Raw genomic sequence first — 22756 nt, forward strand, 5'->3', positions numbered from 1 at the left:
GCTTTTCGTGCCTTTCTTCGGTAAGTGAAAAATTGGCGTTAACCTCATCATCATTGTTTCACGGGGGAGATCCCTGCCGCATCCTTGCCACGCCCAGAGCGATAAATGCCTTAAGGTGGAACTAATAGGAAAAACGTTTGGAGGACGCCATGGTAAAAGTAGCGGTAATGGGTGCCGGTTCCTGGGGCACCACCCTGGCCAAGGTATTTGCGGACGCAGGAAATGATGTCACCCTGTGGGCGCGCCGGACCGAGCTGGCGGACGCGATCAATAAAACGCATACCAACCCTGACTACCTGCCGGATGTCCACCTTCCGGCGGCACTGCGCGCCACGCACGATGAGGAAGAGGTGCTTTCCGGCGCGGATATCGTGGTCTTCGGTGTGCCATCGCAGTCCCTGCGCGCCAACGTGGAGCGCTGGGCGCCCGCATTGCCCGAGGATTCCACGCTGGTCTCCATTTCTAAGGGCGTAGAAACCAGCACGCTCAAGCGCATGAGCGAAGTCATCGTGGATGCAGCGGGTGTGGATCCGCAGCGCGTGGCGGTGCTTTCTGGGCCCAACCTAGCCAAAGAAGTAGCAGCGGGGCAGGTTACGGCCACGGTCATCGCCTGCACCGACGAAGAGCGCGCCAAGGCGGTACAGGCGGCCATCGCCGCGCCCTACTTGCGGCCCTATACAAATACCGATGTCATCGGCGCGGAGATCGGTGGCGCGTGCAAAAACGTCATCGCCTTGGCCTGCGGCATGGCCTCGGGTAAGGGCTTGGGCAATAACACCATGGCCACGATGATTACCCGCGGCCTGGCGGAAATTACGCGCCTGGGCACGGCCTTGGGGGCGGAGCCATTTACCTTTTCCGGCCTGGCGGGTTTGGGCGATTTGGTCGCCACGTGTAACTCCACGCTCTCGCGCAACAGGACCTTCGGTTACCGCCTCGGTCAAGGTGGCAGCCTAGAAGAAGCGAAGACGGCCACCAATGGACAGGTGGCAGAAGGCGTGTTTTCCTCTGATTCCATCTTCCGCCTAGCCCAGCAGGCTGGGGTAGAGATGCCCATTACGGAAGCCGTCTACGGCGTGTGTCATCAGGGCATGGCTGTAGACGATATGATCATTGCCCTTATGGGGCGCTCCAAGAAGTCGGAGTAGCAGAAAGGTAAAATCATCGCCCATGACTGAAAAGACCCGCGTGGCCGTCCTTTACGGTGGCCGCAGTACCGAGCACTCCGTGTCCTGCGTATCCGCAGGCGCAATTATGAAGCACCTCGACCCGGAAAAATTCCAGGTGGTGCCCATCGGCATTACGCGCGAGGGCACGTGGACACCGGGCGATACCGAGGGCTTAGAAATCGTCGATGGCGTCATGCCTGAGGTCAAGCGCGGCACGGAATTGGCGCTTTCTGCGGATCCAACGCGCAAGGGCGAAATCCGCACGATTAGTGACGGTTCGCTGTATGCCCAGGTTGACGTTATCTTTCCCATTCTCCATGGACCCTATGGTGAAGACGGCACTATGCAGGGGCTTTTCGAGCTCTCCGGAATCCCTTATGTGGGCCCCGGCGTATTGGCGTCCTCGGTGGGAATGGACAAGGAATTTACCAAGAAGATTCTATCCGCAGCGGGCCTGCCGGTGGCGCCAGAGGTCATCGTGCAGGGGCGTACGGAATTAACCGCGGAGGAAAAAGACAGCCTCGGCCTGCCGGTCTTCGTCAAGCCTGCCCGAGGGGGATCCTCGATTGGCGTATCCAAGGTAAGCGACTGGGCGGATTTCCCAGGAGCCGTGCGCATTGCATTGGAAGACGATGACAAGATTTTGGTTGAGCCAGAGATCGTCGGCCGCGAGGTAGAGGTCGGCGTCCTGCAATACCCAGATGGCGAGCTTATTGCCTCTGTGCCGGCGCTGCTTAAGGGCATCGATGACTCCGATGAAGGGTTTTATGGTTTTGAGACCAAATACCTAGATAACGTGGTCACGGCCCAAATTCCCGCGCCTTTCCCAGAAGAACTCACGGCGCAATTGCGCGATATGGCGATTCGGGCCTTTAAGGCGCTTAACTGCACCGGGCTGTCCCGCGTGGATTTCTTTGTTACCGAAGAGGGCCTGTACATCAACGAGGTCAATACCCTGCCGGGATTTACCCCGATTTCCATGTATCCGCAGGTGCTGGCGGCCTCTGGCGTGGATTATCCCTCGTTGCTTGAGGTACTCATCGCCAGCGCAGAGGCCCGCACCGCATAGGTCTGCGGCTTCCTTTTACCTTTCTGGGACGTGCTTCGCGGTGATATCGCTGAGCGCCACCAGTGCTGCCTGCGCGGAATCCTGCGGGGCGTGCAGCGCTAGGTAATTCTCGCGGCCGAGCGCAAACCAGGTTCCTGCGGTCGTGCCTTGGGCCAAGGTCGTATCCTCAAACCAGGCAATATCGTTGACCTGCTGGAGCTGCACGCCCGCCTCGTAATTTTCCGGCTGGGCGACGCCACAGCGCACGACGATGTCCTCGTGCCCCTCAGAGCTCCACACGTAGGTGTCCTTGTCGTCCACCTCGCGGCGGTGGTAGCCATCCGCAATCTCATCCGGTAGCGCCTTTTCTACCGCGGTACAGCGGTCATTTTTTGCCGCCTTTAGATCGCGCAAGGGTGCCGGGTGGGTTTCGGCCGGCTTGTTCTCCAGGGTGGCAACGGCCTCGTTGAGGTCTTGCGGCTTTTCATCATTAAAGGTCGTTACCGCCACGACCGGGAAGCGCTGGGTCGAATACCAGGTAGAGAGGTTAGAACCAGAGGTCGCATCCTTGACCTTGAACCACTGCTCACCGTCGACGTCTTGCGTCGTGGAGTAATCGGTGTACTGGAAGGGCATGGCAACACCGCAGCGCGCCGTCACCTTTTCCTGGGAGTTAGCGGCCCAGGCGGCAACGCCGGCGGGGACGGGCTCTGCAATATCGGCGCGCGGTTGGCCCATGGCTTCATCGGGAAGCGCATGCACAAAGTCCGTGCACGCCTGTGAATCGGCCTCTGGCGAATCCACCGGGGAGACCGCCACGGGGGCCTTGGCCGTGTTTGTGAATACGTATTTCGCGCCGAAAAGGACCGCTAAAACCATCACTATGGACAACCCAAGTGAAATGAAGATCGCGGTGCGGTTAAATTGGGATGTCATAGGGGTTCATTTTATCGAAAGGATGCCGGTGAACTTAAGTCAGACTCTCGCGGACGTGGGGGAGCAGGCGGTGATTCGAGAAATCACAGCGGCCGCTCCCAGCAGCTTGAATGGGGATGATGCTGCTGTGCTTTTTGCGGCGCCACCCAATTCGCGCACGGTGGCCTCTACCGATCTGATGGTAGATGGCCGGCACTTCCTGCGGGAATGGTCCACCCCGCGCGAAATTGGCAAGAAGGCCATCCTGCGCAACTTCGCCGATATCGAGGCCATGGGCGCGCGCCCAGTGGCGGCCCTTTTAGCCATCGCCGCACCGGGGGATACGTCGGTGAGCTTTGTCAGGGGCGTGGCTAAGGGCATCGCCGAGCATTGCTCTTTTTACAACGCCGAGCTGGTGGGCGGAGATATTACGAAATCGAACCTGCTGGTTATCAACATCACCGCCGTCGGCTTTTTGGGCGGTAGCCGGGCAGCGTTGACCCTTGATGCGGCGCGCGCGGGCCAGAAGGTCGTAGCCCATGGCGCGATTGGCCACGCGGCGGCAGGCTTATCTTTGCTGCAGCGCTTTGGCCGCGACCTGCCGGCAGAGCATGCGGATTTGTACCCACTTATTGATGCCCACTGCGCCCCCTGGCTCAGCCCCGGCCGCGGCGTTATCGCCCGCGCCGCCGAGGTCACCGCCATGACAGATAATTCCGATGGCCTCATTCAAGACTGCGGAACCATGGCGGAGCGCTCTGGGGTCCACATCGATTTGGATGCCGATGCCATCCAGCCCGATCCACTCCTGCACGCCGCGGCCACCGTCCTCGATTGCGATCCTTGGCAGTGGGTCCTGGCCGGCGGCGAGGACCATACCTTAATTGGAACCACCGCAAAGCAGGCGCCTTCGGGGTTCCGGGAAATTGGCACCGTCTCGCGCGGCAGCGGCGTTACAGTGGATGGTAAACAACCCCGTTATGCAGAAGGGTGGGCAGGATTTTAGATATGCACCCGACTTACCATCCCTCGTGGGAACCGGTCCTCGCGCCGGTGCTGGAGCAGCAGTGGCCACGGATATCTCAGGCGCTGGACAATCAGGATTACCTGCCGCCGGCAGAAGACGTGTGCAGGGCATTGCAGATGCCGCTTGATGATGTCCGCGTGCTCATCGTTGGCCAAGACCCCTATCCCACCCCGGGCCACGCGATGGGGATGGCCTTTTCCACCAAGCCGGGGGTCAAACCCCCGCGCTCCTTGGTCAATATTTACCGTGAGCTGTATGACGATGTGGGCGTTCGCGGGCGCGAAGACGGCGATCTGAGCGCCTGGGCCGACCAGGGGGTACTGCTTCTGAACAGGGTGCTGACCGTGGCGCCGGGGCAGGCGGGATCGCACCGGCGCATCGGCTGGGAAGAGGTGACCGAGGCCGCCATCCGCGCCCTCAACCGCACCCCGATGGTCGCGATTTTATGGGGCCGCGATGCCCAATCCTGCGAGCGCTTCCTTCCCGATGTGCCCTGCATTACCTCGCCGCACCCGTCGCCGCTTTCGGCCAGCCGGGGGTTCTTTGGTTCCCGCCCATTTTCCCGGGCAAACGCCCTTTTGCGGGACCAAGGCGCGCGGGAGATCGCGTGGGACTTGTAAACTATTGCGCATGTCATACCCCAGCACGCTGGACGCTCACGGATTGCGCAATTGGGCGCACCGCGCTGTAGGCGAGCTTTCTCATCGGCGCGCCGAAATCAATGCGCTCAACGTTTTTCCGGTGCCGGATTCTGATACCGGCTCGAATATGGCGCACACCATGGAAGCCGCCGTCGCCGAGGTGGAAAAGGGCGGAGGCGACGTTGCGGCCGCGCTTGCGATGGGGGCCGTGCGCGGGGCGCGGGGAAATTCCGGAATGGTCCTCTCGCAGGTCTTGCGCGGGGTCGCGGAGGCCACCGTGGATTCCACCATCGATGGCGCCATCTTTGCAGCTTCGCTTATGCATGCGGTAGAGCTCGTGGACCGCGCGATTGCGGAACCGGTGGAAGGAACGGTTATTACCGTACTGCGATGCGCCGCAGAAACAGCGGAAAGCACCGCGCGGCAACCCGAATCTAGTTTTCACGGCGTCGTAGCGGAGACGATTTCCGCCGCCCAGAAAGCCCTTGCGGAAACGCCCTCGCAGCTGCCAGAACTGCGTGCAGCTGGGGTGGTAGATGCAGGCGGTGCCGGCCTGGTCATCCTTTTAGAAGCCCTCCTCGCAGAAATCGAGGGCACTACCAGCCACGCAGCCGAATCCATGCCGGAGGCCGTCACCGAACTTGAGGTGGTCTTCTTTTTCGAAGGCGATAGCGCAGCATTGAAGGAGAAGATTGCCCCCCTGGGCACGAGCTTGGTCATCGCGCAAGCAAGTGACGATAGCGCTTCGATCCACATCCATTCCACCCAAGCCGGCAAGGTCATCGAAACCGCCTTTGCCGCAGGATCTGTCAGCAACCTGCGCCTTGAGGCACTTCCGGAAACCTCGGCCCCGCGCGGAGACACTGGCGCCGGTCATACGCGCACCGTCTATGCCGCGGTGCCCGCCGGCCCCATGGCCGAGCTGGTGCAGTCCGCTGGGGTTACGGTGGTCGAACCAGGAGAAACCATCCACGCGGCGGGCGAGGACATCGTTTTATCCAGCGGGCTAGAAGAACACGCAACTGCAGCGCATACCGTGGACATTTCTTCCCTTGCGGCGGGGCTGGCCGCCATCTCCGTCTATGAACCGGATAATGCGGATACCGCCGCGGTCGTAGAATCCATGCGCGATGCTGCGCAGTCGATGCGGGTGGCGCACCCGGAAGAAGAATCTGCGGCAGCCATCGCTAAGACGTGCCGCCAGTTGTTGGCCGCCGGCGGGGAACAGGTCACGGTCATTAGCCCGCTTGCCATCTCGCAAGAAGAGCTGGCGGCCGAGCTAGGCGTCGATGTAGTGGCCTTGCAAGTGCCGGATATTCCTACCGAGATCGGGGTGGAATAGCGATGCTTGGCTGGCAAGATGATCGCCCGTTGACCGATGTCTTGGATAAAAAAGACGCTACCAAGATCACCAAGGCGCTGGGATATAAGACCTGCGGGGAGCTCTTGGCGCACTATCCGCGCGATTACATCCGTCATAATCAAGACGTGGGGCTTGGCGATGCCGCCGAGGGCGATATCGTCACCATTACCGGAACCGTAACGGGAATAACGACCCGCGATACGGGCAAGACCACCATCATCAACGTCCAGCTCGATGGTCATATTATCGCCACGTTTTTTAATGCCATGTACGTCTTGCGCATGCTCCACCGTGGGCAGCGGGTTATGATGAGCGGAAAATTGAAATATTTCCGCCAGCAGCCCCAGCTACAACAGCCGGATTTCGTAGAAATCGATGCCTTCGGGCGCCCAGACGGGGAACTTGCCGCCTACCAGGCGCCTGCGGCGGGAAAGAAAAAGCCACAGAAGGCGACCGGGTCCCTGCGCAACCTGTCCCAATTCGGCCGGCTCGATAAATTATTGCTCGAGCGGGAATGGATACCGGTATATCCCGCCACGGCAAAGATCACCTCGTGGTACCTCATGGGAGCCATCCACTACGTGCTCGCGCATACCCCCACCATCCGGGAGCCTTTGGACCAGCAGATGATTATCAGCCTGGATCAAGCGGTGCGCGAAATCCATGAGCCCGGCGCGGCTGGCCCGCAACGCGCGGTTCAGCGACTCAAGTACAACGAGGCGCTTTCCATTGGGCTGGTCATGGCGCTGCGCCAGCGCGATGCGCATGCGCACACGGCGCCGGCGATGCCCGCTATTTTGGGCGGTTTCCGCGAAGAGTTATTGACCCATCTTCCCTTTGAACTCACGCAAGGCCAGCGCCGGGTCATTACTGAGATTGATGATGACCTGTCCGGTTCCTTACCCATGATGCGTCTGTTGCAGGGCGAGGTGGGCTCGGGAAAAACGATGGTCGCCACCTGCGCCATGCTGCAGGCCATCGATGCCGGAAGCCAGGCGGCGCTGCTTGCTCCCACTGAGGTCTTGGCCTCCCAGCATGCGGCCTCGATTGGTACGTCCGTGCCAGAAGGCGTCAAGGTTGTGCTCTTAACCGGATCCATGCGGACCGCCGAGAAGCGCCAAGCGCTCCTGGATATCGTCTCGGGTGAGGCGAATATCGTCATCGGCACGCATGCCATCATTCAAGAATCGGTTGAGTTCTTCGATTTGGGCTTGGTGATCGTGGATGAGCAGCACCGCTTTGGCGTAGAGCAACGCGATAGCCTGCGCTCTAAGACGCGCGAGGGGATAAGTCCCCACGTCTTGGTCATGACGGCAACCCCCATCCCGCGTACCATCGCCATGACGATTTTCGGCGATCTCGCGGTATCGATGCTCGCCGAGCTACCGGGCGGAAGAAAACCGATCCAGTCCGCCGTGGTGGCGGAGTGGCGGCCCATTTGGGTGGCGCGGGCGCTCGAGCGCATCCGTGAGGAAGTGGCGCATGGACACCAAGCCTATATCGTCTGCCCGCGCATCGAAGGCGAGGGCGGAGTGCTTGAACTGGCGGAACAGCTTGCTGCTGGCCCTTTTAAGGGGCTGCGGGTAGATATCTTGCACGGCAAGATGCCGAATAAGGATGAGGTCATGACCTCTTTTGCCCGGGGTGAAATCGATATCTTGGTATCTACCACGGTCATCGAGGTGGGCGTCGATGTTCCCAACGCCACGGTCATGCTCATCCGCGAGGCAGAAAACTTCGGCGTCTCCCAGCTACACCAATTGCGCGGACGCGTAGGACGTGGCGGCAATGCGTCCATTTGCCTGATGCATACGAAAGCGGAGGAGAACTCGGCCTCGTATCGGCGCATTACCCAGATTGCCCAGACCTCGTCTGGGTTTGACCTTGCGGAATTAGACCTTCGGCAACGCCACGAGGGCGATATTCTGGGTGCGGTGCAATCTGGTACCCACCGGACGCTGCGGTTGCTCAACCTTGCCGATGACCAAGATATTGTGGAGCGTACTCACGCGGATGCGTATGCCATGGTTCAGCGCAATCCCCAGTTGGCAGAGGAGCTGACGCGGAATTTGAGCCAAAGCGAGCAGGAATACTTGGAGAAAAACTAAGAGGGGATAGGCTATAGGTATGAAAATCTACGCCCCCTTCGCGGGCATCGTTCGCTGCCATGTCGATGTAGGTGAGAAAATTAGTACTGGTCAGGAGCTCGCTACCGTTGAGGCAACGAAGCTGGAATCGCCGGTCGTGTCCCCTGGTCCAGGGACGATTTCTCGCATTGCGGTGGCGGATTTTAGCGATGTAATTGGCGGAGACTTAATTATGGAGATTGGAGAAGCGTAAATGACGCGGATTATTGCAGGCGAAGCGCGGGGGCGGACGATTAAAGTTCCGGCAGAGGGAACCCGCCCGACCGCCGATCGCGCGAGGGAAGGCCTCTTTTCCTCGTTGAATGCCCGGTGGGGGTTCCCGGGATCCAAGGTGCTTGACCTGTTCGCTGGATCCGGCGCCTTGGGCTTGGAGGCATTAAGCCGTGGGGCAGATGAGGCAGTGTTGGTGGAGTCCAACCCTGCGGCGGTCTCTATCATCAAGCACAACATCGGCGTGGTGAAACATCCTGGTGCCCGCGTGGAGGAAAGGAAGGTATCGACGTATCTGGCCAGCGCCCCGCGCGGCTACTTTGATCTGGTTTTAGCCGATCCGCCTTATGCTTTTGACGATGTCGCCGGGCTCATCGCCGCAATAGAGCCAGTGCTTACAGATACTGCGATGGTGGTCATTGAACGCCATGTCGAATCGCCCGAGACCGACTGGCCCGAAGGTTTTGAGCCGACGGGGCAGAAATTAAAGAAGCGTACCTTCGGCATCGCGCGCATGGATATGGCAGTCTATACCCGTCCCGGTACCGACGATGCCGACGAAACCGATGACACCTTAGATAACTAGAGAAAGCGATATTTTATGACCACAGCCGTGTGCCCCGGGTCTTTTGACCCCATCACTCTTGGCCACGTCAATATTTTTGAGCGCGCCAGCCAGATGTTTGATGAGGTTACGGTGCTCGTTACTGGCAACCCAGAAAAGCCTTCAGGGTTATTTAGCGTGCACGAGCGCATGGATCTCATCCGCCAGAGCGTGGATTCGCGCATTAACGTGGACTATTGGTCCGGCCTGCTCGTGGACTATACCTCGCAGCACGGAGTAGACGTTTTGGTCAAGGGACTGCGTTCTTCCCTGGATTATGAGTACGAACTGCCGATGGCCCAGATGAACAGGCGTTTGTCCGGCATCGATACGGTCTTTTTGCTTACCGATGAAAAGTACGGCTACATCAGCTCTTCGCTGTGCAAGCAGGTCGCGCAATTCGGCGGCGAGGTCACTGGCATGCTTCCTGATCCGGTAGTACAAGCGGTGAAGGAAAAATACCGCCGATGATTTTGGCGCTGATTATTTTTGCCGTCGTTGTCGCGGGATCCACGCTGCAACGCGTCTCTGGCATGGGGCTTGGCCTTATCGGCGGGCCCATTCTCATGCTGGTGATGGGCCCGGTAGAAGGCATCCTGGTGATTAACGTCTTGGCGGCGGTCAATGCTCTGCTTACTACGGTCACTGTCCGCCGCAATGTCAGCTGGAGAATGTTCGGGCTCATTGCGCCAGTGATGATTATCGGTTCTCTGGCGGCCGCGGCGTTGATTAGCAAGATCGATACCGCAGGGCTATTGATAGTGGTGGGTGCAGCACTGCTCATCGCCTTGGCGGTGGTGACCTACGGCGCTAGGTTCGTCCCGCCGATGGAAGGCAAGGGGCCGGCCATTTCCGCGGGCATCCTTGGCGGATTTACCAATACCTTGGCCGGAGTGGCCGGCCCGGTCATTACCGTCTACGCCCAGGCGGCCAAATGGCCCCAAGCCATGTATACGGCGACCCTGCAACCGATCTTTGTGGTGGGCGGGCTCTTTTCCGTTATCACCAAGACCGCGCTCGGCGCCGCGACATTCGATGGCCTGCCCTGGGTTATTTGGCCCGCAGGCATTGCCGGCATGTTCATCGGCATCTGGCTGGGCTCGCGCATCGCGCATATCGTGTCCAGGGATATCGCGCGCGCACTGTCGCTATCGGTAGCTAGCCTCGGCGCTCTCAGTGCGCTGATTCGCGGCGTCGTCACCTACGGAGCCTAGGGCGCGGCTGGCACCGCGCGAGGCCTACCTAAAGAAGCGAGGACAAGAACTCCTTGGTGCGCGGTTGCTGTGGGTTGTCGAGCACTTCAACCGGGGTACCGGATTCGAGGACTACGCCGCCGTCCATGAAGAAAATTTTATCCGCCACCTCGCGCGCAAAGCCCATCTCGTGGGTCACCACGAGCATGGTCATGCCCTGGGCCGCGAGATCCTTCATCACGCGGAGGACCTCGCCGACGAGCTCGGGATCCAGGGCGGAAGTAGGTTCATCGAAAAGCATGAGCTTTGGATCCATCGCCACGGCGCGAGCGATGGCAACGCGCTGCTGCTGGCCACCAGAAAGCTGGACTGGGTAGTTATCGGCCTTCGCCGCCAGTCCCACCTCATCTAACAGCTCCATGGCACGCTTCCGGGCCTTATCCTCTGGCACCTTCTTGACCTGCATCGGTGCTTCAATGATGTTTTCTACCACCGTGCGGTGGGGGAAGAGGTTAAAAGACTGGAATACCATGCCAATATCGGAGCGCTGCTGCGCAGCCTGCTTTTCACTGATTTCGTAGAGGATTCCATTCTTTTCGCGGTAACCAATGAGCTCACCGTCGACATAAAGCCGGCCCGCCGTGGCTTTATCCAGGTGGTTAACGCAGCGCAGGAAGGTCGACTTACCTGAACCGGAAGGGCCTAAAAGGCAGGCTACCTCGCCGGGTTGGACCTCTAAGTCGATGCCCTTGAGCACCTCGAATTGCCCGAAGGATTTGTGCACATTCTGTGCGGAGATCATGGGAGTAGTCATTATTTTTTACCCTCCTGGATTACAGAGACGTTGCGGGGGATAGTACCTTCGGCATCGGCAAGCGCGGCAAGTTGGCGCCCAGTGAGCTCGCGGGTGGCGCCGCGCTCAAAGTGGCGCTCGAGGAAGTACTGGCCCACCATGAGCAGGGAAGTAATGACCAAGTACCACGAGGCGGCGACCATCAAGAGCGGAATGGGCTGGAAGAGGGCTGCAGAAATATCGGTGGCGCGGCCGAAGATCTCGTGGGTATAGGGGATGGCCACCACCAGTGACGAGGTCTTGAGCAGGGAAATGAACTCATTGCCTGTCGGCGGGATGATAATGCGCATCGCCTGCGGCAATACGGTGCGCCGCATGGTCATCCACCAAGACATGCCGAGGGCTTTGGAGGCTTCCTTTTGGCCTTCTGGCACCGAGGAAATGCCCGAGCGCACGATTTCGGCCATATAGGCGGCCTCATTGAGGCCCAAGCCCATGACCGCCAAGAAGAAGGCATTGGTCAACACACTTTGCAGGGAGACCTCTGCAAAGCCCAAGTTGATGGATTGATAAATCGCAGATAGCAAGCCCCAGAAAACCAGCTGGACATAAATCGGCGTGCCGCGAAAGATCCACAGGAAGATCCAGGAAATGGCGCGCAGGATGGGATTGGGCGACATGCGCATCACGGCGAGGATGGCGCCGCCTACCACGCCAATGATCATGGACAAGATGGTGATTGCAATCGTGTGCAGGGAGGCGATGGCGATGCGCTGGTCAAAGAGATACTGGAAGTACGTATCCCACCCAAAGGCCTCATTGCGCGCGGAGGCAATGACAAACCACAGACCAAGAATGAGCAGCACGACCGCGCAGAGCCACCGCCAAGGGTGGCGCAGTGGCCGGGCTTCAATCTTGGCGGGTGCTTCCTGGTGCGCAGTCGCGCTGGCTTCCTCTTTGTGCTCGTTAACCATTGATGGGCCTTTCATTAATCATCGCCTGGTCTACTAATCCATCTTCAATTCCCCAGCGGGCCAAGATCTCCGCGTACTCACCGGTATCAATGAGGTGTTGGAGGGCAGCAGCTGAGGCTTTTGCCAAGTCCGAGTCCTTCGGTACTGCGAACCCGTAAGGGGAGGCTTGGAACATATCTCCCACCGCACGCATCTTTCCCTCGGAGCGATTGACCGCCCAGGCGGTCACCGGCGAGTCCGCGGATAGGGCATCGGCGCGGCCCATAAGGACGGCGAGCGCGGCGTTATCCCCAGTGTCATAGGACAAGACGGTGAGGTCGCCGTCGCAGGCATCTTGTTTGGGGCGCACATCGTCGGTTTCGGACACGGTGGTGCGCTGAACCGCTACGGTCAGCCCGCATGGGTTAGAGGGATCGACCTTATTCGGTCCATCGACAAGCTCAGCCCATTGAATGCCCGCATAGAGGTGATCCACGAAGTCGAACTCATCGCGGCGATCGGCCGTATCCGTAAACCCGGAGGCGCCCATGTCTATCTGGCCGGATTGGACCGCTGGCAGGATCATGGAGAAATCTTGCTCCAAGGCTTGGAACTTCAGGCCCAATACCCCGGCTACGGCACGGGCGAGGTCGAGCTCTACGCCCTGCAGATCGCCGTGTGAGTCCTTGAGCTGAAATGGGGCATAGGGCGGGTTCGTTCCCGCCGTGAGCACGCCATCATCGTCGTGGTACATCGCTGCGATTTCGGGAACAACATCAGTATCTGGCTCTTCCCAGCCTTCCGGCGTGGAATCTTCCTCGTTGACAACGCACGCGCTCAAGGGCAGTACACACGCCATGATGGCGGCCGTTAGTGGTCGATGATTAATCGCCCAGGGCATTAATATTCCGCCGTCCTTTCATCGATGGCTTGTGCGTTCCTGCGGTCTACGTAGATGAAGATGGATACGATGATGGCACCGAGGATGAAGTATCCGATGATGGCGCCCGAAGAGGCGTCCTGGTCCGCACCCCAGGGCCACAGGGCGCGCAGGGATCCCAGCATGAAGCCCGCCATGGCGGCCAGGGTGGGAGCGCGGTGGGTACTCAGCAAATAGTTGAGCAATTTGATGAAGGCGGCGAGCCCGCACAGGGCACCAAGTGCAAAGACGCCCATGGTGCCCAACTCGCGGTCCGATACCGCGCCGATGATCGGCTGGTACAGCCCCATGGTCAGCAAGATGAGCGAGCCGGAAATACCCGGCAGAATTAGCGCGCATACAGCAATCGCTGCGGCAAAGAAGACCACGATAAGGCTCGGGTCATCCTGCGGCTCGGAGGTAAAGCCCGTGACGATAAAAATCACGACGGCAGCAGCGATAAACGCGATGATGGAGGAGGGGGCGGTGCGCTCCGCCTTAGACAACATGGAAAGCGGAACGATGATGGAGATGACCACCATGCCTAAAAAGAGCGCGCTGGAGGCAGAGACGTTGTTGTCGACGAAGTTGGACAGGAGCGTGGAAAAGCCGAAAACGGCGATGAGCATGCCGACGGCGACGGAGCCCAGAAAGGACCACTCGACCTTTTTAAAGTTGCCGGAGATGAGGTCATTGGCATTGCGGACGGCGCGCTCATAAATCCCCACGATGAGGGCGACAGTTCCGCCGGAGATGCCGGGAACCAGCTCGGCCATACCGATGAGGGCGCCACGAACGGCGTTCAAAATATAGTGCATAAATTAGAAATCTACCTGGGTATAAGACATGACTGCGGTTGACGGGCCACTCGGGATGCCAAAAAGCTCGTTGCTCAAGACCGTACGGCGAGGTGTAGCACCGCCCGTGGTGGCTTAAGCCTGCATATCTTTCATTACTTTAACGGTTATCTACCTTATATGAGATGGGCTTGTGCTTAAAGTCTCGAGGTAAGAAGGTATTAATTTGCAGAGATAACGCTTCTTAGCCGTTGTGTAAATATGCAATTCGCGGAAGGATATACGCTGAATCGAGGCCGTGGTAAGAGAAAGAAAGTGGCATGACGAAACCCCGCTTCCTTCGTGGATATTTTTCCGGAAGGAAGCGGGGTTGTACCGTGCCCCTGGTGAGACTCGAACTCACGCGGCCTGCCGTAATTTAATGGTCTGACCAGGGGATAATTTACGATGACCCGGTTTGTGACAACGAATTGACAACTATGATGAGAGTGTCTGATGGTTTGTGTGTGGGTACCTAACCTGCACGAGGAGATGGATCAGAATGACTAGTGTGGCACGACGAGATCCGGCTGATAAGGCCAAGATTGATGCGATTGAAAAGAAGCTGCTTGCTAACCCTGAGATCGCGAAGCTGATTGATGACCTAGGCAGGTCGACAATGGATGCCAATGACTTGGTTCGCGGCATGTTGTAGGCCTCGATTACCAGGGGACTCAACGCGGAAATGGATGCCCATTTGGGCTACGAGTCTGGCGACAGGAGCGCTAAAGCTGCTGCTGGGACAGACAATTACCGCAACGGGTCGTATCCAAAGACCGTGGATTCTAACTATGGGCCATTAACCGTTGATGTCCCGAGGGATCGGGCTGGTACATTCTTGCCGACTATGGTTCCTAAAGGTTCTAGGCGTTTGACTGATGTCGATGACATGATCGTCAGCTTGTATGCCGGTGGGATGACAATTAGGGACATCCAGCACCATATGGCAACGGCGATGCGGGTTGATATTTCCCATGAGACGATTTCCGCGGTTACTGACGCCGTGCTCGATGAGGTCATGGTCTGGCAAAACCGCCAGTTAGATGAGTTCTACCCCGTGGTTTTTCTGGATGCGCTGCGCATTAAAGTCCGGGATGGTGGCCGGGTGGTCAATAAGTCCGCGTACATGGCTATCGGCGTGGATCTCGACGGTATCAAGCATATTTTGGGGTTGTGGATTGCCAAAGAAGAAGGCGCTTCATTTTGGGCGCAGGTATGCGCCAATCTTTCTAACCGTGGGGTCAAAGATGTCTTTATCGTCTGCTGTGACGGGCTTAAAGGCCTGCCTGAAGCAGTTGAGGCAACTTGGCCGAACTCTATGGTGCAAACCTGTATCGTGTACCTGATTCGCGCCGCTAACCGGTGGGTAGCCTATGGGGATCGCTGGGGCGTATCGGCCGCGTTGAAAAAGATTTACACCGCCGCGGATGAAACAACAGCTCAGGCTGCCTTAGACGAATTTGAAGCCTCTGAATTGGGAGAAAAGTATCCACGCTCAGTCAAGGTCTGGCGAGATGCTTGGCAGCGTTTCGTACCGTTTCTCCAGTTCCCACCAGCGGCCAGAAAGGTTATCTATACGACGAATTCGATTGAATCATTCAACAATGAACTGCGTAAAGCTACCCGCAACAGGGTGCAGTTCACCAACGATGATTCAGCGCTCAAAACGCTATGGCTGATGATCTGCAATATCGAAGACAAACGAGCTGCCAAGAGGGCGAAGCAGGGAAAACGAGTCTCAGCGACAGCCGGCAGACTCATGGAAGGAGCCCGAGTTTCCGGCTGGAAACAAGCCATCAACCAAATGGCCGTGGCCTACCCCGACCGCTTCGACAATTACCTATAAACCTAGCCCCACACACAAACAACTTGACACGCTCCCTTGACGGGGCGTAGATGGTGTTGGAGCAGTCTCGGTCGTGGTACCTAGGCAACGCCACCAATCAAGACCGGTTTAACCACCGCCCCGACGTGGTGTGGCACTAGCCTCATTTCATTGAGCTGGCTACGCCTGAGCTGTCCGAGAGGTGCAATACGCACGAGGAGCTGGATAAATACTGCGGCGCTGGGGATTCCGGACGGCCTATTTTGGGGTGTAGCGTAGGCCTTACGCAGCCATCCAGAGGAATGCTGGCCGGTTGTTCCATTGCGTTTGGTATCGGCGCCGCAGTGGCAGCGTGGTCGACTCTTTGGCATTGGGGCACCACACCACCGCCGACTACCACAGGCAGTCAGCCACAACGTGGATTTACGTCCCCAAGGCCAGATATACGCTCCCAAAGCGTATATCTGACGCTAACCTAAAGGTCAGGGCGTAAAAATCCCCGATCCCAGACACACTTTCTGACCCTTAACCTGAAATACTTCAGTGACACGTACTGGCTGCCCCGATCGCTATGGTGAATTAACTGGTTTCCATGAATTCGCCCTGCAGTCGTTAACGCATGCTCCAAAGCCTCCATCGGCAGCGCGTCGGTGCGCATTGTCGATCGTGTAACGACACCAACAATTTTTCGGCTGAATACATCCACGACAAATGCGGTGTAGGCGAATCCTGACAGGGTGCGAACGTAGGTAATGTCGGCAACCCACAACCTGCCTGGCGCCTGCGCACGGAAGTCTCGCTGTACAAGGTCTGGGCGATGATCCGGTGCCTTCGGGCTAATCGTTGTCACAGGGGTTCGTCCACGTCGGCGGCCGGAAACACCTGCGAGTTTCATCAGACGTGCGGTCTTGTCGCGGCCGATATGATAGCCTTCACGGTTCATAGTGTGCCACATTTTGCGGATGCCGTAGACCGAGAAATTCTGCGCATGCACACGCTGTATTTCTGGGATGAGAAGGCTATCGCTTAAGGCTCTTGCGCTGGGAACGCGTGTGGTGGCTTTGCGGTAACCGCGTGAGGTGATGAATCCACGATCTGCTTGTTTAAGGACTCGGCAGATGTCCCCGGGCCCCAAACTGATCCTTATACGCGTCGATGTAGGAGATCATTTGGTCGTGGGTCGGTTGAGTTCCGCTGCGAAAAAAGCCGAAGCAGTCTTAAGAATCCCGTTTGCTCGTTTCAGTTCGCGGTTTTCTCGGCGCAGACGCCCCAAGCTCTTCTTCCATTGTTTCGCCGCCTGAAGCGTCAGAGTCATCACGTACTGAAGCGCTGTCACGGTACCAAGCCCGCAACGTGTGGTGAGATACCCCTAGCAGCTCACCGACCTCTGTGTAGGCACGTTGCAGTGCGCAGGACTCCAGGCGGACCATTTCGATGATCTGATGGATCGCCTTCTCCTTGAACTCGACGGAATACTTTCTAGGCATAGTTCAATCCTTCCTTAGCTGAGGTAGGAACTAAACCGAGGACGCTTCACTCGCACGCATCGAAAGAATCTTGGGTGACCTTGAAGTCTTTGAGAGGCGCTCCGCGTTCAGGCTCCTCCCGTCGACAGGAAATGAACGATGGCCGTTGGTGCTTCGCCTTTGTCAACGAATTCGCCGACTTCGGTGTCGGCGACTCTGGCGTTCGGGTCGCAGCTTTCTTCGGCCAAGGATACGGGCCAGTTGCGTGTCGATGCCGCCCTGCTCGACGTAGCTGGGCTGGTGCTGCTGCGAGTCGCGCGTGAGGAAGTGCTCGAGGTCGCTGTTGGGTTGGAGGCAGACTCGGTCGCCGTGGTCGAGTCAGGTGCCACTGCGGATTCCGACGGGGCTGCCTCGCGCCGGGTGTCGGGGAGGGAGCAGGACGCAACGAGCGCGGCTGCTGATGCCACCGCTACTGCGGCACGCGCGGTGCGTTGGGGCAGGAGGACAGGGAGAGTGGTCATGGTGTATGTCCTTCGTCCGAGGGGGCGAACTCGTGGCCGAGACTAACGAAGCGCGAAGCCGAGTTCTATCACCAGCTGGAAATTGTTAGGAGATCGAAATGATTTACGGGGAGAGCTCAGTAATGGGCTGGACAGACAAGATGTCGACCTCGCCCGCGCAGCCCTGCAGGCCCGGTACTGCGACATAGAGGCTGTCGGTGTTTTCGGGCGGATAGATCCGCAGGCCATCGGCGTCCTGAGGTTGGCAGGCCGCCGCGTCGAGCAATCCCACGTTGGTGATCTTGAGCCCCGCGCGGGCCTGGGCCCCTGGCGCCAGCGTCACGGTGGCAGCTTCGGTGCCGGTCTCACGCAGCGCGGCGGGGCCTAGTTGAGTGCCGTCGTTGCCGGTGACGGCGGAGACGCCGGGGAAGCCCGTGAGGGTGCACTCCTCGCCAGAGGTATTGGTCAGCACGATGTCGACGAGTCGGGAGCCAGCGGCTCCCTGCTCGTTGGTGATCTCGGCGGAGAGCTGGGAGGTGGCGCAGGCGCCCTCGGGCAAGGGCGGGATAGTGGAGGATGCTGGGGCTGGTGCGGTGCCGGACGCGCCGGGAGCGGCCCCGGAAGCAACGTTGTCGGCCGTGGCGGTATCGGCGGCGTCCGCACCGCCAGCACCGACAGTGCCGTCGGCGGCATCGTCACCCGCAGGGGCGTCGGCCGAGTGAACGACGGTGGTCGTGACTGCCGACGGTGCCGCAGTGTCCTCCTCGCCGGCGGAACACGCGGCGAGTGGTAGCAGCAGGCTGAGGGACAGGAGTACGCGCAGATTCTTCATGCCCACAGGATAGTTTCACAGCACGACGGGGACTAGAGATTACTGGTCACGAGTCTGTTAAGTCTTTGCTAGCAATGAGCAACGATTCGCAGAATGTGTCACACAGTGTGCAGTAGCCGTCCTGTGACTGAAAGCGTGAACATGATGAACTCCCGCCGCCTTTCCCATGATCGAAAAACGCAGGGAACGACGGGGCTTATGGGCGCTCCGGCACGATGAGCGGCCCGCCGGTGACGGGGTCCTCGATGACGCGGGAGTCCAGGCCGAAAACGTCGCGCAGGGCCTGCGGCGTGATGGTGGACTCGGGCGAGCCCAGGGCCGTGACGGAGCCGTCTTTCATAAGGACGAGGTTGTCCGAGTAGCGGGCGGCCAAGTTGAGATCGTGGAGCACCATGACGATGGTCTTGCCCTGTTCCTTATTGAGCGTGGAGACGAGCTCGAGGACGTCTGTGGAGTGCGCCAGGTCCAGATAGGTGGTGGGCTCGTCGAGGAAGACGATGTCGGTGTCCTGAGCCAGGACCATGGCTATCCATACGCGCTGGCGCTGGCCGCCGGACAGGGAGTCCACGGGGCGGTCGCGCAGCTGAAAGACGTTGGTGAGCGCCATGGCCTCGTCCACGGCGGCGGAGTGGGAGGCGGACCACTGCTGCAGCCAGGACTGGTGCGGGTGCCTGCCGCGGGCCACGAGGTCTGCGACGGTGACGCCGGCAGGGGTGATGGGGGACTGGGGGAGCAGCGACAAGCGCGTGGCTAGCTCCCGGGAGGAGTAGTCACCCAGCTTCTTCCCGTCGAGGGTGACGGAGCCCTCCGACAGTGGGAGCAAGCGGGACAGGCCGCGCAGGAGGGTCGACTTGCCGCAGCCGTTGGCGCCGATGAGCGTGGTGACCTGGCCGTCGGGGATGTCGAGCGTGACGTCGCGGCTGATGACGGTATCGCCATAACCGACGGAGACGGAGTGCGCGGAAAGTCGAGCGTTCATTACTTGATGTTGTCCTTCAGACCCTGGAGGATGATGGTGGCCGAGAGCAGGGACGCGTTCATGTACCAGGACTCGTAGTCCACGGACACGGCCTGGTTGGCCTGCACTGCCTTGAGAGATTGCCACGTGGCGGCCTGCGAGGGGTCGGCAGCGCCGGCGTTGACGCCGTAGAAGATCCAGTCGGCGTCGGCCTCGGAGAGCTGCTCGGCGGAGATGTCCTGGCCAGCCTTCTTAATCTGCTTTTGGTTGGCGGGGCGGGGCAGGCCGGCATCGGCGGCCACGGAGCCCGCCATGGAGTTGACCCCGTAGAGCTGGAACTGGTCGTCCTTGGAACGCAGGAAGGAGACGGTGGGCTTGGAGGATAAGCCCTCGCCCCAGGCTTTGGCGTTGGACTCGTACTCGGCCAGGAGGGTCTCGGCGGAGTCCTTCTTGCCCACGGCCTCGGCGATGGTGAGGAGGTCCTGCTTCCAGTTCTCGCCGCCGCCCTCACCGGTGACGACGGGCGCGATGGCCTTGAGCTGCTCCAGGATGGCCTCGTCCGTACGCAAGTTAGCGCAGATGAGGGTGGGCTTCAGGGAGGCGATGGTCTCCAGATCCGGGTTAGCACGTAGGCCGCAGTCCGCGATGGAGTCCAGATCGAAGTCGGAGCCGAAGCGGTTGCGGATGTAGTCCGGGACGACGCCCAGGTTCTTGGCCTTAGCCGCGCCCACCGGGAGAATGCGCAGCATGAGGAGGTTGTCCAGCTGGCCGGTGTTGAGCGCGATCACGCGCTGGTGCTGCTCGGCGGCGCTGGATGATGCCGCGGAGGTGGCCGCCTGCTCGCTCGGCGCAGTCTCCTGTTTGGAGCAGGCCGCAGCGAAGGCGGCGACGCCGAGGCCGGCGGTGATCTTGAGGAAGTTACGTCGTTGCATGGTTGTCTACTTTCGTGTTCGAGTTTGCTGCCAGAGCAGCCGGATGAGGAAAGGTCCGCCGATGACCGAGGTAATGATGCCCACCGGGATCTCCCAGCCGAAGGCACAGCGGGCGATGAGGTCGGACACGCACACGATGAGCGCGCCCATGGCCGCCGATGCCCCCAGGGGCGGCGCCCCGACCCGCGCCAGGCGCGCGGCGATCTGCGGGGAGACGAAGGCCACGAAGCCCACCGGGCCCACGGCGGAGACGGTCACCGCGGCCAGTAGAACTGAGACGATGAGCAGTGCCGCGTTGATCTTCTTCAAGGGGGCGCCGAGGGCTTGGGCGGAATCCTCGCCGAGCTCCAGCGCGGGCAGATCGATGGCGATGCGGGCTAGCACTAGGCCACACACCACGAGCATGCCCAGGGTGGGCCATAGGTGCTCGAAGGTGCGGCCGTTGAGCGAGCCGACCATCCACACCTTGGCCGCGGCCGCGGTGTTGAGATCTGTGGCGGCTAACATGTACGTGACCAAGGCGTGAAGGAAGGCGTTGCCGCCGATGCCCACGAGGACGAGGCGGAACATATCCACCCCGCCGCGCCGGGACAGCATCCAGATGGCCGCGCCGGTGGCGAGACCGCCGGCCATGGCGGCGAGCGGGATGCCGACGTAGGCACCGAACGCGCCGCCGGCCCCGGCAGATCCTCCGAAGACCATGATGGCCACGGCCGCCACGGTGGCGCCCTGGTTGATGCCCAGGATGTCCGGGCTGGCCAGGCCGTTGCGGGCGATGCGCTGCGTGATGGCGCCGGAGAGCCCCAGCGCGGCGCCGACGGCTAGACCCACGAGCGAGCGGGCCAGGCGCCAGTCGATGACGACGGTGCGCTCGAGCTTGTTTCCGCCGCCCGCCAGAACGCCGATGACCTCGACGGGGTTAAGGGGGAACTCGCCGATGCCGAGGCTGATGACCCACACGAGCGCGCTCGCGACCACGATGGCCGCGGTCCAGGCTTGCGTGCGCGGGTGGTAGAGGAAGCTGAACTTTCCGAGGCTGAGGTACTTCATTACAGGCTCACCACCGTTCGGTGCCGGACGAGCCAGATAAACGCCGGCCCGCCGAGCAACGCGATGACGATGCCCGCCTGGAGCTCGCCGGGGCGCATGATGAGGCGGCCCACGATGTCGGCGCCGAGCAACAGGCAGGCGCCCGCCAGCGCGGAGTAGGGGGTGACCCACTTGTAGTCCGGGCCGGTGATGCCGCGGGCGACGTGGGGCACCACGAGACCGATGAAGCCGATGGGGCCCGCGGCTGCCGTGGCCGCGCCGGCCAGCAGGGTGATGGCCACGAGGCCCAGGATATTGGCGCGGGCAACGTTGGTGCCCAGCGCCTGCGCGGCCTCCGCGCCCAGATTGAGGATGTTGAGCGTCGGGCCCAGCGCCAGCGCTAGTACCGCGCCGATGGCGAGCGGCACGAGCGCAGGGGTGATGATGTCGAAGCCGCGTCCGGTGACGGACCCCGCTTGCCAGAAGCGGAGGGTGTCGAGCGCGTTGGGATCGATGTAGACGATGGCCGACGTGGCCGCCGCGAGGACGGCGGACAGGGCGGAACCCGCGAGGACGAGGCCCAGGGTGTCGCCGCGACCGATGCCGCCGGCGGAGAGCCCGAAGACGAGCAGCGCCGCCAGGCCCGCGCCGAGGAAGGCGAGGAAAAGGTGCGACTGCATGGACGTCAGCCCGAAGAGGAAGATGCCCGCCGCGACGAAGAGTGCGGCGCCCGCATTGACGCCGAGTAGTCCAGGGTCCGCGAGCGGGTTGCGGGTCAGGCCTTGAACGAGTGTGCCGGCTAGTCCGAGCGCAGCTCCGACGACGATGGCGAGCACGGTGCGCGGGATGCGCATTGTGGCAAGGATTCCGGCGATCTCGGCGACGCTGCTGCCCACGGTGCCGGCGGCCTGGGCAGTGTCGGTGTGCCCGCGCAGGATCTCCCAGGCGGTGGGCCAGGCCTGGGTGAGCTCTGAGATGGAAGTCGCCTTGGCGCCCAGTGCCAGGCTGGCGAAGACAAGGGCGGCGAGTGCGGCCACGAGGAGGGCTAGGCCGAGGAGTCGTCTGCTGTGGCCCGCGGCGCGCGGGGTGCCCGCGGCCGGTGTCGGCAGAGTCGTCGATGTCATGTAGGTAAGGTTACCCTAATTGCTCCGATATACGTGAATTGTCTTTCCTTGCTGGAGGTTCGTCGGCTTGAGATAGGTTCACCTAATGTTGGTTAGGCTAACTTTTCTCAATTCGACAGTCTTTTGTGTCTCTGCGGACTTCCCGCACTCGTCGCTCGGCCGCGGTATTCCTGTCGCTCGCCCATGTCGGCTGGGGTGTGGCCGCATGCTCGTCGGACCCCGATTCCGGTGCGGCCGACAACTCGGTGGCGGCATCGTCGGCATCGTCGGCA

21 protein-coding genes and 2 pseudogenes are annotated in these 22756 nt (G+C 60.4%); 12 read left to right on the forward strand and 11 right to left on the reverse strand.

Annotated elements, in window-relative coordinates:
* Window positions 1–149 precede the first annotated feature (149 nt).
* On the forward strand, window positions 150–1148 hold the full coding sequence (locus HMPREF1287_RS01910) for an NAD(P)H-dependent glycerol-3-phosphate dehydrogenase (RefSeq protein ID WP_023017844.1): 999 nt from the start codon (window positions 150–152) through the stop codon (window positions 1146–1148).
* A 22-nt stretch (window positions 1149–1170) separates the two neighbouring features.
* Window positions 1171–2238, forward strand: coding sequence for a D-alanine--D-alanine ligase family protein (locus HMPREF1287_RS01915; protein ID WP_023017845.1), 1068 nt, complete (start codon window positions 1171–1173; stop codon window positions 2236–2238).
* 15 nt (window positions 2239–2253) lie between these two features.
* Here HMPREF1287_RS01915 and HMPREF1287_RS01920 read toward each other — a convergent pair whose 3' ends face one another.
* A complete protein-coding gene (locus HMPREF1287_RS01920) occupies window positions 2254–3153 on the reverse strand; it encodes a DUF3515 domain-containing protein (protein ID WP_023017846.1) in 900 nt (299 codons plus the stop codon).
* Between HMPREF1287_RS01920 and HMPREF1287_RS01925 the strand changes: the two genes are divergently transcribed.
* Genes HMPREF1287_RS01925 through HMPREF1287_RS01960 form a run of 8 tightly spaced genes read left to right on the forward strand, consistent with a single transcriptional unit; the run spans window position 3101 to window position 10338 of the window.
* Window positions 3101–4138 carry a thiamine-phosphate kinase gene (locus HMPREF1287_RS01925; protein ID WP_034653673.1) on the forward strand — a complete coding sequence of 346 codons (1038 nt, stop codon included), beginning with the start codon at window positions 3101–3103 and terminating at the stop codon, window positions 4136–4138. The two genes, HMPREF1287_RS01920 and HMPREF1287_RS01925, sit on opposite strands and share 53 nt — an antisense overlap.
* Before the next feature lie 2 nt (window positions 4139–4140).
* On the forward strand, window positions 4141–4779 hold the full coding sequence (locus tag HMPREF1287_RS01930; RefSeq protein ID WP_005282628.1) for a uracil-DNA glycosylase: 639 nt from the start codon (window positions 4141–4143) through the stop codon (window positions 4777–4779).
* 10 nt (window positions 4780–4789) lie between these two features.
* Window positions 4790–6142 carry a DAK2 domain-containing protein gene (locus HMPREF1287_RS01935; RefSeq protein WP_034653677.1) on the forward strand — a complete coding sequence of 451 codons (1353 nt, stop codon included), beginning with the start codon at window positions 4790–4792 and terminating at the stop codon, window positions 6140–6142.
* A gap of 2 nt (window positions 6143–6144) precedes the next feature.
* Window positions 6145–8271 carry an ATP-dependent DNA helicase RecG gene (locus tag HMPREF1287_RS01940; protein ID WP_023017849.1) on the forward strand — a complete coding sequence of 709 codons (2127 nt, stop codon included), beginning with the start codon at window positions 6145–6147 and terminating at the stop codon, window positions 8269–8271.
* A 19-nt stretch (window positions 8272–8290) separates the two neighbouring features.
* Window positions 8291–8503 carry a biotin/lipoyl-containing protein gene (locus tag HMPREF1287_RS01945; protein ID WP_005282633.1) on the forward strand — a complete coding sequence of 71 codons (213 nt, stop codon included), beginning with the start codon at window positions 8291–8293 and terminating at the stop codon, window positions 8501–8503.
* Window positions 8504–9106 carry a 16S rRNA (guanine(966)-N(2))-methyltransferase RsmD gene (gene rsmD, locus HMPREF1287_RS01950; protein WP_023017850.1) on the forward strand — a complete coding sequence of 201 codons (603 nt, stop codon included), beginning with the start codon at window positions 8504–8506 and terminating at the stop codon, window positions 9104–9106. It begins immediately after the preceding gene.
* A gap of 15 nt (window positions 9107–9121) precedes the next feature.
* On the forward strand, window positions 9122–9595 hold the full coding sequence (gene coaD / locus HMPREF1287_RS01955; RefSeq protein ID WP_005280301.1) for a pantetheine-phosphate adenylyltransferase: 474 nt from the start codon (window positions 9122–9124) through the stop codon (window positions 9593–9595).
* The gene (locus HMPREF1287_RS01960; RefSeq protein WP_005280302.1) at window positions 9592–10338 is read left to right on the forward strand and encodes a sulfite exporter TauE/SafE family protein; all 747 of its coding nucleotides are present in this window, start codon (window positions 9592–9594) and stop codon (window positions 10336–10338) included. Before coaD ends, HMPREF1287_RS01960 begins: the two co-directional genes overlap by 4 nt.
* Window positions 10339–10366: 28 nt before the next feature.
* Here the strand turns inward: HMPREF1287_RS01960 and HMPREF1287_RS01965 are convergent, their stop codons facing one another.
* The 4 genes from HMPREF1287_RS01965 to HMPREF1287_RS01980 are packed head-to-tail and all read right to left on the reverse strand — an operon-like array spanning window position 10367 to window position 13800.
* Window positions 10367–11131 carry an amino acid ABC transporter ATP-binding protein gene (locus HMPREF1287_RS01965; RefSeq protein WP_005280303.1) on the reverse strand — a complete coding sequence of 255 codons (765 nt, stop codon included), beginning with the start codon at window positions 11129–11131 and terminating at the stop codon, window positions 10367–10369.
* Entirely contained in the window at window positions 11131–12084 is a 954-nt protein-coding gene (locus tag HMPREF1287_RS01970) for an amino acid ABC transporter permease (protein WP_005280304.1), read from the reverse strand. The genes HMPREF1287_RS01965 and HMPREF1287_RS01970 overlap by 1 nt, the downstream gene beginning before the upstream one ends.
* Window positions 12077–12964: an ABC transporter substrate-binding protein gene (locus HMPREF1287_RS01975; protein ID WP_023017851.1), complete on the reverse strand. Its 888-nt coding sequence runs from the start codon at window positions 12962–12964 to the stop codon at window positions 12077–12079. Before HMPREF1287_RS01975 ends, HMPREF1287_RS01970 begins: the two co-directional genes overlap by 8 nt.
* The gene (locus HMPREF1287_RS01980; protein ID WP_023017852.1) at window positions 12964–13800 is read right to left on the reverse strand and encodes a DUF368 domain-containing protein; all 837 of its coding nucleotides are present in this window, start codon (window positions 13798–13800) and stop codon (window positions 12964–12966) included. Before HMPREF1287_RS01980 ends, HMPREF1287_RS01975 begins: the two co-directional genes overlap by 1 nt.
* 520 nt (window positions 13801–14320) lie before the next feature.
* Here HMPREF1287_RS01980 and HMPREF1287_RS12810 point away from each other — a divergent pair.
* Together HMPREF1287_RS12810 and HMPREF1287_RS01990 are read left to right on the forward strand one after the other, a co-directional pair.
* Complete coding sequence (locus tag HMPREF1287_RS12810; RefSeq protein ID WP_023017853.1) at window positions 14321–14473, forward strand: hypothetical protein; 153 nt, start codon at window positions 14321–14323, stop codon at window positions 14471–14473.
* Window positions 14474–15664: pseudogene (locus HMPREF1287_RS01990) on the forward strand (IS256 family transposase); the annotation flags it as partial.
* A gap of 514 nt (window positions 15665–16178) precedes the next feature.
* On the opposite strand, the pseudogene HMPREF1287_RS12390 reads toward HMPREF1287_RS01990, so the two are convergent.
* The 6 genes and pseudogenes from HMPREF1287_RS12390 to HMPREF1287_RS02025 all read right to left on the reverse strand — a co-directional run.
* Window positions 16179–17130: pseudogene (locus HMPREF1287_RS12390) on the reverse strand (IS3 family transposase); the annotation flags it as partial.
* A 603-nt stretch (window positions 17131–17733) separates the two neighbouring features.
* Window positions 17734–18441 carry a DUF4232 domain-containing protein gene (locus HMPREF1287_RS02005; protein WP_023017858.1) on the reverse strand — a complete coding sequence of 236 codons (708 nt, stop codon included), beginning with the start codon at window positions 18439–18441 and terminating at the stop codon, window positions 17734–17736.
* 196 nt (window positions 18442–18637) lie between these two features.
* Window positions 18638–19420: an ABC transporter ATP-binding protein gene (locus HMPREF1287_RS02010; protein WP_023017859.1), complete on the reverse strand. Its 783-nt coding sequence runs from the start codon at window positions 19418–19420 to the stop codon at window positions 18638–18640.
* The gene (locus HMPREF1287_RS02015; RefSeq protein ID WP_023017860.1) at window positions 19420–20331 is read right to left on the reverse strand and encodes an iron-siderophore ABC transporter substrate-binding protein; all 912 of its coding nucleotides are present in this window, start codon (window positions 20329–20331) and stop codon (window positions 19420–19422) included. The genes HMPREF1287_RS02010 and HMPREF1287_RS02015 overlap by 1 nt, the downstream gene beginning before the upstream one ends.
* Before the next feature lie 6 nt (window positions 20332–20337).
* Window positions 20338–21381, reverse strand: a complete 1044-nt coding sequence (locus tag HMPREF1287_RS02020) for an iron chelate uptake ABC transporter family permease subunit (RefSeq protein ID WP_023017861.1) — start codon at window positions 21379–21381, stop codon at window positions 20338–20340.
* A complete protein-coding gene (locus HMPREF1287_RS02025) occupies window positions 21381–22484 on the reverse strand; it encodes an iron ABC transporter permease (protein WP_023017862.1) in 1104 nt (367 codons plus the stop codon). The genes HMPREF1287_RS02020 and HMPREF1287_RS02025 overlap by 1 nt, the downstream gene beginning before the upstream one ends.
* Window positions 22485–22756: the final 272 nt, after the last annotated feature.

The sequence above is a fragment of the Corynebacterium sp. KPL1986 genome, assembly GCF_000477975.1.
Lineage (GTDB): Bacteria > Actinomycetota > Actinomycetes > Mycobacteriales > Mycobacteriaceae > Corynebacterium > Corynebacterium accolens.